General features: G+C 50.2%; 12 protein-coding genes. 4 read left to right on the forward strand and 8 right to left on the reverse strand.

Features of this window, described 5'->3' with window-relative positions:
- Positions 1-130: 130 nt before the first annotated feature.
- From sufD to rimP, 8 genes are read right to left on the reverse strand one after another with little or no spacing between them, the layout of a single operon-like run.
- Positions 131-1,474 (reverse strand): Fe-S cluster assembly protein SufD, encoded by a 1,344-nt coding sequence (sufD, locus tag Q4A89_RS09960; protein ID WP_303185277.1) that lies wholly within the window; start codon positions 1,472-1,474, stop codon positions 131-133.
- A 42-nt stretch (positions 1,475-1,516) separates the two neighbouring features.
- Entirely contained in the window at positions 1,517-2,263 is a 747-nt protein-coding gene (gene sufC / locus Q4A89_RS09965) for a Fe-S cluster assembly ATPase SufC (protein WP_303185278.1), read from the reverse strand.
- A gap of 26 nt (positions 2,264-2,289) precedes the next feature.
- Entirely contained in the window at positions 2,290-2,988 is a 699-nt protein-coding gene (locus Q4A89_RS09970; RefSeq protein ID WP_303185265.1) for a hypothetical protein, read from the reverse strand.
- A complete protein-coding gene (gene sufB, locus Q4A89_RS09975; protein ID WP_303185266.1) occupies positions 2,985-4,442 on the reverse strand; it encodes a Fe-S cluster assembly protein SufB in 1,458 nt (485 codons plus the stop codon). Before sufB ends, Q4A89_RS09970 begins: the two co-directional genes overlap by 4 nt.
- 2 nt (positions 4,443-4,444) lie before the next feature.
- The gene (locus tag Q4A89_RS09980; protein WP_303185267.1) at positions 4,445-4,939 is read right to left on the reverse strand and encodes a CvpA family protein; all 495 of its coding nucleotides are present in this window, start codon (positions 4,937-4,939) and stop codon (positions 4,445-4,447) included.
- 12 nt (positions 4,940-4,951) lie between these two features.
- Positions 4,952-7,909 (reverse strand): translation initiation factor IF-2, encoded by a 2,958-nt coding sequence (infB, locus tag Q4A89_RS09985; RefSeq protein ID WP_303185268.1) that lies wholly within the window; start codon positions 7,907-7,909, stop codon positions 4,952-4,954.
- Between the two features lie 30 nt (positions 7,910-7,939).
- On the reverse strand, positions 7,940-9,331 hold the full coding sequence (nusA, locus tag Q4A89_RS09990) for a transcription termination factor NusA (protein WP_303185269.1): 1,392 nt from the start codon (positions 9,329-9,331) through the stop codon (positions 7,940-7,942).
- Positions 9,332-9,339: 8 nt separating this feature from the next.
- Complete coding sequence (rimP, locus tag Q4A89_RS09995; RefSeq protein WP_303185271.1) at positions 9,340-9,807, reverse strand: ribosome assembly cofactor RimP; 468 nt, start codon at positions 9,805-9,807, stop codon at positions 9,340-9,342.
- 254 nt (positions 9,808-10,061) lie between these two features.
- Between rimP and Q4A89_RS10000 the strand changes: the two genes are divergently transcribed.
- From Q4A89_RS10000 to Q4A89_RS10015, 4 genes are all read left to right on the forward strand, one after another.
- Positions 10,062-10,445, forward strand: a complete 384-nt coding sequence (locus Q4A89_RS10000) for an START-like domain-containing protein (protein ID WP_124750798.1) — start codon at positions 10,062-10,064, stop codon at positions 10,443-10,445.
- A gap of 73 nt (positions 10,446-10,518) precedes the next feature.
- Complete coding sequence (locus tag Q4A89_RS10005) at positions 10,519-12,411, forward strand: LptF/LptG family permease (RefSeq protein WP_303185273.1); 1,893 nt, start codon at positions 10,519-10,521, stop codon at positions 12,409-12,411.
- Between the two features lie 5 nt (positions 12,412-12,416).
- Entirely contained in the window at positions 12,417-13,628 is a 1,212-nt protein-coding gene (locus tag Q4A89_RS10010) for a bifunctional 3,4-dihydroxy-2-butanone-4-phosphate synthase/GTP cyclohydrolase II (protein WP_303185274.1), read from the forward strand.
- A 31-nt stretch (positions 13,629-13,659) separates the two neighbouring features.
- Positions 13,660-14,853 (forward strand): pyridoxal phosphate-dependent aminotransferase, encoded by a 1,194-nt coding sequence (locus Q4A89_RS10015; protein ID WP_303185275.1) that lies wholly within the window; start codon positions 13,660-13,662, stop codon positions 14,851-14,853.
- Positions 14,854-15,013 lie beyond the last annotated feature (160 nt).

Consider the following 15,013-nt stretch of genomic DNA (forward strand, 5'->3'; position numbering starts at 1 on the left):
CTTCATCTTAAGGAAGCGTTCCTTAACCTTAAGGGCCTCATCCTTCAAGTAAAAGAACGATGGCTGTCCGATAAGAAAAAACGTCCGATTTATTTTTACCGGACAGCTATATTAAAGAACATAACCTGCTTCAGGTTCCGCATTTGCATCCGGCGCATCGAGCCAATTCGCCGCGGAAGCGTTTTTCGACAAGCAGATGCAGACGGTCTTTTAAGGCTTCGAGCCGGACATGGTCAATTACATCCGACATAAAAGCGACACTAAGCATCATCCGTGCCTCTTCGTAAGGAAGACCGCGACTTTGCATGTAAAAGAGCGCCTGTTCATCGAGTTGACCGGTCGTCATGCCATGCGAGCATTTCACATCGTCGGCATAAATTTCGAGCTGCGGCTTGCTGTACATGCGGGCATCGGGCGTAAGGCACATGTTACGGTTCGTCTGGTAAGCCTGTGTTTTCTGAGCGCCTTCGTTCACCAGAATCCGCCCGCTGAAAACCCCTACCGCCCTCTCGTCGAGCACGTTTTTAAATAGTTCGACGCTGGTGCAATGCGGCACGGCATGCGTAATATGCGTGTACGTATCCACCTGCTGATCCCGGTCTTCGATAGCCATTCCACAGAGCGTAGCCTCTGCTCCCTCACCATTCAGACGAATCCGGTAATTATTACGGGTCAGTCCGTTATTAAGCGTGATGCCGTTGACCAAGACATTGGACAAAGCAGCCTGTTCGACGTAGAGCGACGAAAAACGCGTAGTCGAAGCCGAACTTTCTTCCAGATCATAGTAGTCGAAGAATGCTCCTTCTTCGGCAAAGATTTCAACGACCTGCGTGGCTAAGAATTTAACATCATCCATACTGTGATCGCAAACGAGCAATCTGGCCGACGCGTGCGGCTCGATAATGATCAACACGCGACGGTTCGCCATCAGGTCGACCGTACTGCGTAAAATATTAATCAATTGTACGGGACGTTCGACGTGCACGCCACGCGGCACATAAAGCACGAAGCCGTCTTGTGCCAGCATCGTATTGAGGGCGCTGACGACATCGGCCGAAGTATCGGCGGCCTTGCCATAGTAGCGCGAAGCCAACTCGGGGTGAAGCTCGGCAAATCCCTGCATGCCTCCCGCATATACCCCTTCGGGCAATGAAGCTTTCGGTAACGTATCGGTATGAAACGAATCGTTGACCACGAAGTAGAGCGAAGTGCTCATATTCGGCACATCGCAACGGAACACGTCCGAAGGGTTGGTGGGCACATGCAGACGGGTCAGATTCACCCCATAGTCAGGCGCAAATGCCTTGGCAACATCGGTATAGCGATAGTCTTCGTGCCGGGGTGAAGGAAAGCCTGCCTGCTCGAAATCGGCCAGAGCCTGCGTCCGTAGAGCGTTCATAAACGCCGGCGCGTGGTGACGAAGCACATCTTCATGCTGCGTAAAAAGATCGATGTATTGTTTTTCCGGATGCATCGTATCCTTATCCGGTATATGCAAACTGTTCATCTTTCGCCGTCAATCGTTAGTTTTCAACCAGTCGTAACCTCTCTTCTCCAAATCGAGGGCAAGTTCGGCACCGGCCGTTTTCACCATACGTCCTTCGTAGAGGACATGCACGACATCGGGCTTGATATAATCGAGCAGACGCTGATAGTGAGTGATGATAATCGACGCATTATCGGGCGATTTGAGTTTGTTCACCCCATTCGCTACGACGCGCAACGCATCGATATCGAGGCCGCTGTCCGTCTCGTCCAGAATCGCCAAAGTCGGATTGAGCATGGCCATCTGAAAAATCTCGTTGCGTTTCTTCTCTCCTCCGGAGAAGCCTTCGTTAACACTACGGCTCATCAACTTATTATCAAGCTCCACAATCTCGCGTTTCTCACGCATCATCTTCAGAAAATCCGAAGCCGACACCGGCTCTTCATTTCGATATTCACGTTGTGCATTGACCGCAGCCCGCATGAAATTGACCATGCTGACTCCCGGGATTTCTACCGGATACTGGAAGCTGAGGAACATCCCCTCGCAACTCCGTTCTTCGGGCGACAGTTCCAAGAGGTCTTTGCCCTTATACATCACGGTTCCTTTCGTCACCGTAAATGCCGGATTACCGACGAGCACACTGCTGAGCGTGCTTTTCCCGGAACCGTTCGGCCCCATGATGGCATGTATTTCACCTTTCCTGACGGTCAGGTTAAGTCCCCTGAGAATCTCTTTACCATCGACCTCAGCGTACAAATCTTTTATCTCTAACAAGATCTCTCCCATAATTCAATTCAATCTTAATTCCAGAATAATATGTCTAATAACAAATATAACAAACTTTCCCCGTCCTGTTCCGAAAAGCGGAAAGGGAAAGTGACTTTTACTCCCAGCCCCAATTGATGATACATCCCTTTGTCGTGATAGTAAAAAGAAGGGCTGTCTTGTCTCCGGCCTTCAATCGTTGTGCGGGCGTCTATTCCCATCATAAAATCGTACCGGATCGTGAAGGCCACGGAAGAAAACAGATAAATATCCGCCCCGACACCCGGCGCAAACGAAAGCAGCGGATTTCGATAGCGATGCTCGGCAGTATAGGAGGCATGCATGCGCTCTCCGACCTGCTCGAACCGTCTTCGCCAATTGACTTGTCCTCTGGCCGAAAGGTAAGGCTGAAAAAAAATACGCTCGTTGAGGAAATAACGCTTTACCCCACACTGCAAACCCTCCATTGTACGCGCCTCACGGTTATAATTGACCTCGGTCAGAAAATAACCAAGTTCGGCCGCCCACTTCTCGGCGAAACAATATTCTCCCATGACCGAAAAGCCCCCGAAGCCTCCATTGTTCGGCAGACTTGCCGAATGACGCGCGGGCACAGGAGACACCAATATATTCCCCGTGTAATTAATTGCCCATGGGCTTTCGTCCGACTGTGCCTGTGTGATCACGGGCAACAAGGCAAACCACAACAGCAATATACCCCGCGAAGGTTTCATCCCACACTTCCTTCCAACGAAATAGCCAGTAATTTCTGCGCTTCTACCGCAAACTCCATCGGCAGCTTGTTCATCACCTCGCGGGCATACCCGCCCACAATCAGGCTCACGGCTTTCTCGGTATCGATACCGCGCTGGTTACAATAGAATAACTGTTCTTCATTGACTTTCGAAGTCGTTGCTTCGTGCTCTACAACAGCCGTTTCGTTCTGTATATCGACATAGGGGAACGTATGCGCACCGCAGGTAGAGCTGAGCAACAGGCTGTCGCACTGACTGTGATTACGCGCTCCCTCGGCACGGGCGGCGACTTTTACCATCCCGCGGTAACTGTTATGACTGTGACCGGCCGAGATTCCTTTCGATACGATCGTACTGCGTGTGTTTCGTCCCAAGTGGATCATTTTCGTACCCGTGTCGGCCTGTTGGTGGTTATTCGTCACCGCAACAGAATAAAACTCTCCAACCGAGTTGTCGCCGGCCAGAATACACGACGGATATTTCCACGTAATGGCCGATCCTGTTTCTACCTGCGTCCACGAAATCTTACTGCCTTCACCTTTGCAGATCCCCCGCTTAGTCACAAAATTATAAATCCCGCCGTTGCCGTTCTTATCGCCCGGATACCAATTCTGCACCGTCGAATATTTTACTTCGGCACGCCTGTGGGCAATAATCTCCACAATAGCCGCATGGAGCTGGTTCTCGTCACGCATCGGCGCGGTGCATCCTTCGAGGTAGCTGACATACGACTCGTCGTCGGCTACGATCAGGGTGCGCTCAAACTGCCCCGTATTGGCGGCATTGATTCGGAAATACGTGCTCAATTCCATCGGACAGCGTACTCCTTTCGGAATATAGACGAACGAACCGTCGGAAAAGACGGCCGAGTTCAACGCCGCAAAGAAGTTATCGCGGTATCCCACCACGCTTCCCATATATTGTTTAACCAAATCCGGATGATGCTTTACCGCTTCGCTGAACGAACAGAAAATAACGCCTTTCTCGGCCAGCGCTTCCTTAAATGTCGTTTTCACCGAAACGCTGTCCATCACGGCGTCGACCGCCATCCCACTCAATATCTTCTGCTCATGAAGAGGAATGCCGAGCTTGTCGAATGTTTTCAGCAATTCGGGGTCAACCTCATCGAGGCTCTTTGGCCCCGCTTTGGTCTTCGGAGCAGCATAATAAATAATATCCTGATAGTCGATAGGCGGAATCTTCAGATGTGCCCATGTCGGCATCTCCAGCGTCTGCCAGTGACGCAACGCCTTGAGGCGAAAATCGAGCAGCCATTCCGGCTCCTCCTTTTTGGCCGAAATCATGCGCACCACTTCCTCATCTAATCCGCGATGCAGCATGTCGGTCTCGATCTCTGTCGTAAAACCGTATTTATATTCACTGCCGGTTATTTCGTCCAAGATCGGGTCTGTATTTTTTTTTGTTGTATCCATTGTTAATCTTTCTTTCTTACAAATAAATCGGCCGGATAAATTGCCGGCACGGCTTCTTTTACATAATCATATAAACGGGATTCTACCTTCGTTTGTTGTGTGAGAATCACGGAACGACGATCTACGCCTTCCAACAAATTCAGTGTCAGGCTGACCAGAAACAAGGCGATCACAGTTCCAAAGACAGCCCCTGCCAGATGGTTGGCAAGGCTCAGAGGCGTCGCCTCCATCACCTTATGTATCCATCCTCCGACCAGCGTCACAATCATAAGAATGCACACGAATGCAACCACATAGCTGATGATTGTCACACTATTTTCCGGGAACCAGCCCGTCTGCAAAATATATTCGCGGATGAATACGGCCACCTTCGAACAGAGATAGATGGCTGCCAGCAAGGCCAGCAAAGCCACGATCTGACGGATAAATCCGTCTGCCCATCCTTTCAGAAAACCGGCTCCGACAAGGCAGATAATGACAATATCCAACCAGTTCATCCGCTCAAAGCGTTATAATGTTTTCTTTATCTCAATCTCATCGAACGACTCAATCAAATCGCCCACCTGTACATCATTGTAATTATTGACAAAGATACCGCATTCTTGTCCGGTCACCACTTCCTTCACCTCGTCTTTGAAACGTTTCAGCGAACTAAGCTCGCCGGTATGAATCACAATACCGTCACGAATGACACGTACTTTGTTCGTGCGTTTGATTTTACCTTCTTTCACGATACAGCCGGCCACCGTACCCACTTTCGAGATCTTGAACACCTGCTGTACTTCGACATTTCCACAAAATTCTTCCTTAATCTCCGGCGAAAGCATGCCTTCCATGGCCGACTTCACTTCTTCGATCGCATCGTAAATAATCGAGTACAGGCGGATCTCCACACCTTCTTTGTCGGCCAGCTTGCGTGCCGACGCTGCCGGACGAACCTGGAAGCCGATGATGATGGCATCTGACGATACCGACAGTTCAACGTCGGATTCCGAAATCTGACCGACGGCTTTATGAATCACATTCACCTGAATTTCTTCCGTGGAGAGATTAATCAAAGAATCGGACAACGCTTCGACCGAACCGTCCACATCGCCCTTGACAATGAGGTTGAGCTCGTGGAAGTCTCCGAGCGCACGACGCCGTCCCAGCTCTTCGAGTCCAAAACGTTTCTGCGTACGCAATCCCAATTCGCGCTGCAATTGTTCGCGACGACTGGCAATCTCACGTGCCTCCTGCTCCGTTTCAAGAACATTCAAGGTATCGCCGGCCTGTGGTGCCCCATCCAGTCCGAGAATCAGTACCGGCTCCGACGGCCCTGCGCTTTCGACACGCTGGTTTCGCTCGTTAAACATCGCCTTGAGACGCCCGTAGTGCGTACCGGCCAAAACGATATCGCCCTGTCGCAACGTACCGTTGCTCACTAACACCGTAGCGACATAGCCTCGTCCCTTATCGAGGGACGACTCGATGACGGAAGCCGTTGCACGCTTCTTGGGGTTAGCTTTCAGTTCGAGCAAGTCTGCCTCGAGCAATACTTTTTCCAGCAACTCTTGCACGCCGATTCCTTTTTTGGCGGAGATTTCTTGACTTTGATACTTTCCACCCCAGTCTTCCACCAGATAATTCATCTGCGAAAGTTCTTCCTTGATTTTGTCCGGATTCGCTCCGGGTTTATCGATCTTGTTAATGGCGAAAACGATCGGCACTCCCGCAGCCGATGCATGGTTGATCGCCTCGACCGTTTGAGGCATGACGCTGTCGTCGGCCGCCACAATGATGATCGCAATATCCGTCACCTTGGCACCGCGAGCACGCATGGCCGTAAAGGCCTCGTGACCGGGAGTATCTAAAAATGTAATATGGCGTCCATCGGACAATTTCACATTGTACGCACCGATATGCTGTGTAATTCCGCCCGCTTCACCGGCGATCACATTGGCATTCCGGATATTATCGAGTAAGGAGGTTTTTCCGTGATCGACGTGTCCCATCACCGTCACAATCGGCGGACGCGGTTCCCAATCTTCCGGATTGTCTTCCTCTTCTTTAATCGCTTCGGATACTTCGGCACTTACATATTCCGTTTTGAACCCGAATTCCTCCGCGACGATATTAATCGTCTCGGCATCGAGGCGCTGATTGATCGACACCATCATGCCGATGCTCATACAAGTGGAGATGACTTCCGAGACAGAGATATCCATCATGTTTGCCAAATCGTTTGCCGTCACGAACTCAGTCAGCTTCAGAACCTTGCTTTCTTTTGCTTCCTCAAGCTGCAATTCCTGCTCACGGTGTGCTACGGCATCGCGCTTCTCACGACGATATTTGGCCCCTTTGCTCTTCCCGCCTTTGCTTGTAAGGCGAGCCAGCGTTTCCTTCACCTGCTTCTGTACATCTTCCTCACTGATCTCGGCACGAACCGGCTTTTTCAGACGTTTTCCTCCGTGATCATGACCGCGACCGTGATCATCGCGGCGGGTATTGGTCCCCACCGTCGCGTTGATATCGATCTTATCTTTCTTGATCCGTTTACGCTTCTTCTTTCCGCTCTCGCCTGTCGTCGATGCTGTATTGGCCGCCCCTACAGCGCCGGTTGCAGGCTTCTGCTTATGATCTGCCGGCGTCTGCTGTTTGCGTTTCTCTTCGCGTTCTTTTCTGCGCTCTTCCTTGCTCTTCTTTTTGGGACGCATCGACTGGTTGAGCGACGCTAAATCTATTTTGCCTGTTACTTTAATACCCGACTCCAATTTCGGCTGTCCCAAACGGAAGATCTCCTCTTCCTGCTTCGGAACCGACTCGCTCTCCGGTTGCTTCGGTGACGCTTCGGCCTTTTCCTCTTCGGCTTCAGTCGTTACGGCCGGATCTTCCTTTTTGCTCTCCGTAGACTCTTCCGCAGAATGAGGCTCCGGCGTCTGCATCTCTTTCACTTCGACAGACGGTGTAGCGGGCAGTATAACTTTTGGCTCCGGAGCTTGTACCGGTTCGGGTTGTTGTACATCTTCGACCTTCTTCGCTTCTTCTACAGAAGCAACAGTAGGCACGATCCCGTCTTTCTCCTCTTTTTCCACTTTCTTCGTTCGCTTCGGACCCTCTTTCTTCGACTCACCGACACCCGCAAGATCAATCTTACCCTTCGTAACGAACTTGGGCTTAATCTCATCAGGAATTTCCGTTTTCATCACCTCCGGTTCTTTCTTCGGCTTTTCTTCTTCTTTTTCTTTACCTTTTTCGGGAGAATCCTTCACAACCGGTGCTTTCGGAGCGGCTTTCTCAAGCAGACGGCGACGTTCGGCCTCCGACAGATTCTTTCCGAATTCTTTGACCAGCAACGCATACTGATCATCCTGAATCCGAACATTGGGATTGCTATCGATTTCATGCCCTTTTGCGTGCAGGAAATCGACAACTGTCTGAAGACCGACATTTAAGTCTTTGAGTACTTTGTTTAATTTAACAGGCATATATCTTTCTTCTTGTATAGGTCTCGTATGTTATTCCTTCTCTTCTTCTTGTTCTTCTTCACGCTCCGTATCCTGCTCGGTCGACACAGGTTCCGATTCGTCAGCTTCCGAATCTATCGATTCCTCGTCTTCGGCAGGTTCAAATTCCTCTTCGGACAGTTCCTCTTCTTCGTCTTCAAATTCGGCTGACAGGATGCTCAATACATCATCGACCGTCTGCTCTTCCAAATCGGCACGTTCCATAATCTCTTCGCGTGAGAGAGCCAGTACGGCCTTAGCCGTGTTGCAACCGATATTCTTCAACGCATCGATCACCCACATATCAATCTCGTCAGCAAACTCGTCCAAATAGATATCTTCTTCGTCGGCGGCATCGATATCACGGAACACGTCGATCGTATAGTCCGTCAGCATACTGGCTAGCTTGATATTCAACCCGTTCTTACCGATAGCCAAAGATACTTCTTCGGGGCGCAAAAAGACTTCCGCTTTATGCTCTTCCTCATCCACCCGGATCGACGAGATCTTGGCCGGGCTCAAGGCGCGCTGGATAAACAACGACGTATTGCTCGTATAGTTGATCACATCGATATTCTCGTTTCGAAGTTCCCGCACGATTCCGCGGATACGTGATCCTTTCATTCCGACGCATGCCCCGACAGGGTCTATCCGGTCGTCATACGATTCAACGGCGATTTTCGCCCGCTCGCCCGGAATACGCGCAATGGCTTTGATGGTGATCAGACCATCGTTGATTTCAGGCACTTCAAGTTCAAACAGACGTTGCAAGAAAACCTTATCTGTCCGCGAGAGATAAATCTTCGCATTGTTATTATCATTATCTACCCGCTGCACAATGGCACGCACCGATTCTCCCTTGCGATAAAAATCGCTCGGAATCTGCTCGGCTTTAGGCAACAGCAATTCATTTCCTTCATCATCCAACAGCAGAACTTCTTTTTTCCAGACCTGATAAACGTCGGCCGTTACGATCGAGCCGATCAAGTCTCTGTATTTGGCGTATAAATTATCTTTCTGCAGTTCCAGAATTTTCGAAGCAAGCGTCTGGCGTAAATTCAGAATGGCACGACGCCCGAAGTCCGCAAAATGTACTTCGTCCGTCACTTCTTCACCCACTTCACAGTCGGCATCAATCTTTTGCGCTTCGCTTAATACCACTTCCAAATTCGGATCTTCCACATGGCCGTCTTCCACGACCATACGGTTACGCCAGATTTCAAAATCACCTTTTTCCGGATTGATGATGACGTCGTAGTTCTCATCCGTCCCGAACATCTTGGCGATCACATTGCGGAATGATTCTTCCAGCACGTTGATCATCGTGTCTTTGTCTATACTTTTTAATTCCTTGAATTCCTGCAATGTATCAATCATACTGACTGTTTCTTGTCTTCTCGCCATAAAATTTCCTATTTGAATCTGATTATATTTTTCGTATACTTTATCTCGTCATAGGGATAACGCTCATCTGCCCAAACCGTTACTTTACGTTTGGCGCCCTCCGGTTTCACCTGCCGACCGACCGTAACAACAAGCCCGGTATCATCGGCCGCCTTCAACTGCCCGGAAAGCTTCTCGCCACTCTTCAACAGCACTTCAACTTCATTCCCTATATTTTTCAGATACTGACGAAGCACTTTAAAAGGCGACGTCAGGCCGGCCGAAGTCACTTCCAACTCATAATCTTCAGCATCCCGGTCCAGACGCGCTTCGATATAGCGACTTAACGCCACACAATCGTCAATACCGACAGCCTGATCGTGATCTATTTCCACCACAATCAAATTATCCGGAGCAACGGTTACATCGACCAGATAACACTCCGAATCCGCCAAATAAGCCTCGGCCAAACCGGCCACTATTTTCGTTTCAATCATCTCTATAATAGAAAGAAGGGGACTACTCGTCCCCGCCTCCTCTTCGTCTTAATCGGCCGCAAATATACAATAAATCAGCCTTTTCACCAAGAAAAAAAACGACAATTTATTCTTTTACTTTTTCAAAAAGCGATCAAACGTTTTTTAATCAATAAAATAAACAGATCATACGTTTTTTTTATACCATCTTTCTTGTAAAGTCTCATCCTTTTTTGTATCTTGCGCGCCACATCATCACAAAACAGAAAAACAGGATGAAGAAGGAAAAATTTCATATCGAGTATATTTTCGACAAAGTTTCGAATCGCAGCCTGTGGAACCATGTAACAACAGCCCTCGGATTGTCCTCCTGGTTTGCCGACACCGTAGATATCAGGGGAAATATCTGCACATTCACATGGAAAAAGATGCAGGAACAAGCCGAGATCATCGATATCAAACCCGAAGTCAGCGTTCGTTATCGCTGGGTGGAAGAAGAAGATGAAAACGCATACTTCGAATTCATCATCCACACCATCGAGCTTACCGGCTCTACCGCACTTGAGATTACGGATTTTGCGGAACCCGACGAGAAGATGGACGCCATTGATCTGTGGGATTCGCAGGTGGAAGTGCTTAAACGAACCTTGGGGATTTAATGTTGTTTCACATCTTAATGTGATGTATTGTCTCTTTTTACACTACTTTTGTGGTTGATTTAAAAAGGACATCATGGGGATTAAACGACTGTATCTCTTTTTATTGAAAACATTCATGCCGATATTCTTGATGACTTTCGGCATTTGCATGTTTATTGTCCTGATGCAGTTTCTCTGGAAATACGTAGATGACATGGTGGGTAAAGGACTTGAGATCAACCTTCTCGCCGAAATGTTTTTCTACGCCGCCCTTTCCCTCGTACCCTTGGCTTTACCCTTGGCTATTTTGCTGGCTTCGCTGATGACATTCGGCAACTTGGGAGAACAGCTCGAACTGCTGGCCATGAAGTCGGCCGGAATTTCTTTGCCTCGCATCATGCGCCCGTTTATCATTCTCTTATCGTTCGTTGCCGTGGGTGCTTTCTTTTTCCAGAATAACATCATCCCCCTTTCGCAGGTAAAAATGTGGACGCTCCTGGGTTCCATCAGGGCCAAATCGCCCGAACTGCAAATCCCGGAAAGTACATTCTCGAATCAGATCGAAGGGTATAATCTCTACGTCAAGAAAAAAGACAAAGACGGACGACTCAACCATCTGATGATCTATGATTACTCCGAAGGTTTTAACAATGCTCAGGTGATTGTGGCCGATTCGGGACGGATGAAGATTTCGGCCGACAAGCAGTTTCTGGTACTTCTGCTGTTCGAGGGCAAGATGTTCAAGAACTTCAACAGAGACGGTATAGGAAGCAACGAGGCGGTTCCGTATATGAAGGAATCGTTCAAGACCCGGGAGATGTTGATCCGATTCGACTCGGATTTTCACCGTGCCGACGAGTCGATCCTGCAAGACCGGTACATCGGTAAAAACCTGGCCGATTTACAATCATCGATCGATTCGATGACGGCACATTTAGACAGTATCAAGCAATTGAATGCGGCTGCTATCTACCGGCAGTCATACCGAAGAGAGCTGGAAAGCGCAAGACCGGAAGGAGATGCGACGACAGAACAAGGTGTTGTGTCTGATGCAGAAATTCCGGACTTTGACCGTCTGTGCCGGGAATTACCGCCAGGCAGACAGGCCACCATCCTTCGACAGGCCAGAAATGCGTTGGAAACAACGAAAGCCGACTACGATTTCAAGGCCGCGGTATTATCGAGCGATGAGAAAGAGATGCGTCGCCATCATACGGAGATGCACCAGAAGTTCACGCTTTCGTTTGCCTGCCTGATCTTCTTCTTTATCGGTGCACCGTTGGGCGCCATCATCCGCAAGGGCGGGCTGGGCATGCCGGTCGTGATTTCCATCTTTCTGTTTATTTTTTACTATGTCATCAACAACATCGGCCTGAAGATGGCGAGCAACGGCATGTGGCAACCATGGCAAGGCATGTGGTTAAGCTCGGCCGTATTGCTTCCGCTCGGCGTTTTCCTGACTTACAAAGCCTCGAACGATTCGGTTATCCTCAATGCCGATACATATATCGAAGGACTGAAGAAACTGATCGGCAAACGCGCGACACGCAAGATCGAAAAGAAAGAAGTCATCATGTTCCATGTCGACTATACGGCATGGGAAGCGCAAATCGAGTGCCTGAAAGCGCAATGCGAAACATACCTGAAACGATCGAAACGATGGATGCCGTATTTTCGTTTCTGGGAGCAGGGGGGTAAAGATCCGGAAGCCAAACGGATATCCGTGCAGTTGGAAGAACTGGTTGCCGAAGGAAATAACTCCGATCGCCATCTGGTGCTGAACAAACTGATGGATTACCCGATCCTGAACGGATACCATCTGATTAACTTCCGGATAAGCCCGACGGCTGGGAAGATATTGGGCTGGCTCTTTCCCATCGGTCTACCGATCTATCTGCTGGCCACCTATCGTCGTAAACTGCTGTTGCACGACATACGAACGATTGCCCACGTAAGCAATGAACTTTTGAATATTCTAAAAAAATAAACTATATGAACCGATTGAACACGATTGAAGAAGCTATTGAAGATTTCCGCGAAGGGAAGTTCCTGATCGTCGTCGATGACGAAGATCGTGAGAACGAAGGGGATTTCATTATCGCCGCAGAGAAGATCACTCCGGAGAAGGTCAATTTTATGCTGGCTAACGGCCGGGGCGTACTTTGCGCACCGATTACGGAAGAACGGTGCGAAGAATTGGAGCTGAACATGCAAGTGATTCATAACACATCGATGCTCGAAACGCCGTTTACCGTGACCGTAGACAAGCTGGGAGGGGGATGCACGACGGGCGTCTCGATCCATGATCGGGCGCAAACGATTCTGGCGCTTGCCGACCCGGCCACGAAACCGTCCGACTTGGGAAGACCGGGGCATATCAATCCGTTACGCGCACGCTCAAGAGGAGTCTTGCGTCGCGCGGGACACACCGAGGCCACAGTCGATATGGCACGGCTGGCCGGGCTCTATCCGGCGGGGGCGCTGATCGAAATCCTGAACGAAGACGGGACGATGGCGCGTATGCCGGAACTGATCGAAGTCTCGAAAAAATTCGGCATCAAAATCATCACCATACGCGACCTGATTGCCTACCGCCTCAAAACGGAGTCGCTCGTAGAGAAGGGGGTCGAGGCCGACCTGCCGACCGAGCACGGACGTTTCCGCATCATTCCTTTCCGCCAGAAAAGCAACGGCGCGGAGCATGTGGTGCTGATCAAGGGCGAACTGACTCCGGACGAACCGGTACTCGTTCGCGTACACTCGTCGTGTATGACGGGCGATATCTTCAGCTCGATGCGATGCGATTGCGGCGAGCAGCTCCACAAGGCCATGCAACTCATCGAGCAGGAAGGCAAAGGCGTGGTGCTCTACCTGAATCAGGAAGGGCGCGGCATCGGGCTGATGGACAAGATTCACGCATATAAGTTGCAGGAAGAAGGTCTGGACACGGTCGAGGCCAACTTGAAGCTCTGTCATCAGGCCGACGAACGCGACTATGGCGTGGGAGCGCAGATACTGCGTCAGATCGGTGTGACGAAGATGCGACTGATGACGAACAACCCCGTCAAACGCGTCGGGCTGGAAGCATACGGATTGGAAGTGGTCGAGAACATCCCGATCGAAGTGCCGCCCAACGAGCATAACGAGTTTTACATGCGCACCAAGAAGGAACGCATGGGACATCAGTTGAAGAATATCCGATAACAGAATCATTCTATTGAAAAACATACAGATTATGGAACAAGTATCAGCACGTTTGGCCAGCCTTTCCACATCGGCGACGCTGGCCATGTCACAAAAAAGTGGCGAACTCAAAGCGCAGGGTGTAGACATCATTAACCTGAGCGTGGGCGAACCGGACTTCTTTACGCCCGATCACATCAAGGCGGCGGCCAAGAAAGCCATCGACGAGAACTTTTCGTTCTATTCGCCGGTGCCGGGTTACATGGATTTACGGAAAGCGATTGTCGACAAACTGAAAAACGAGAACGGTCTCGATTACACGGTCGATCAGATCATCGTATCGAACGGAGCCAAACAGTCGGTCTGCAATACGCTACTGAGTATCATCAATCCGGGCGATGAGGTGATTGTACCCGCCCCTTACTGGGTAAGCTACGTGGAAATGGTGAAACTGGCCGAAGGCACGAACGTGATCATCCCGGCCGGCATCGATCAGGATTTTAAAATCACGCCGGCACAGCTCGAAGCCGCGATCACGCCCCGCACACGGGCATTGATGCTCTGCTCGCCGTCGAACCCGACCGGCAGCGTGTACAGCCGCGAAGAGTTTGAGGCGCTGGTGGAGGTGTTGGTCAAACATCCGAACATCATCGTATTGTCTGACGAAATCTACGAACATATTAATTATGTAGGGAAACATGTAAGCATCGCGCAGTTCCCCGAACTGAAAGAGCGGGTCGTAATCATCAACGGCGTATCGAAAGCGTACGCCATGACCGGCTGGCGCATCGGATTCATCGCCGCGCCGCTGTGGATTGCCAAGGCAACGAACAAATTGCAGGGACAATACACGTCGGGCGCCAGCTCCATCGCACAGAAAGCCGCCAAAGAAGCTTTTGCCGGCGATCAGCGTTGTGTGGAGGAAATGCGACAAGCCTTTATGCGCCGACGCGATCTGATCTGCCGCCTCTGCCGTGAGATTCCGGGCGTTCAGCTCTCCGTGCCCGAAGGAGCTTTTTATATCTTCCCGGATGTGAGCAGCTACTTCGGCAAAAGCACCGGCGAACGAACGGTAAAGAATGCGGCCGATCTGGCGATGTACCTCCTCGAAGTAGCCCATGTGGCTACGGTAGACGGCGACTCGTTCGGTGCTCCCGAATGCATCCGTCTCTCATACGCCACCTCGGACGAGAACCTGACCGAAGCGATGCGTCGCATCACCGAAGCGCTGGCGCAACTGAAATAAGTTGGAGCCCAATCATAACACGGCGCCGGGGGTACGCTCCCGGTGCCGTTTTGTTTGAAAAGCTCCCCGCATAACGGGAGATTCCCGAACATTGCTCGAAGACTTCCCCGCACAATCAAAGATTCCAAAGCACTGCTCAAAGACTTCTCGGCACAACCAA

This window comes from Tannerella sp. (assembly GCF_030528505.1).
Classification (GTDB): Bacteria; Bacteroidota; Bacteroidia; order Bacteroidales; family Tannerellaceae; genus Tannerella.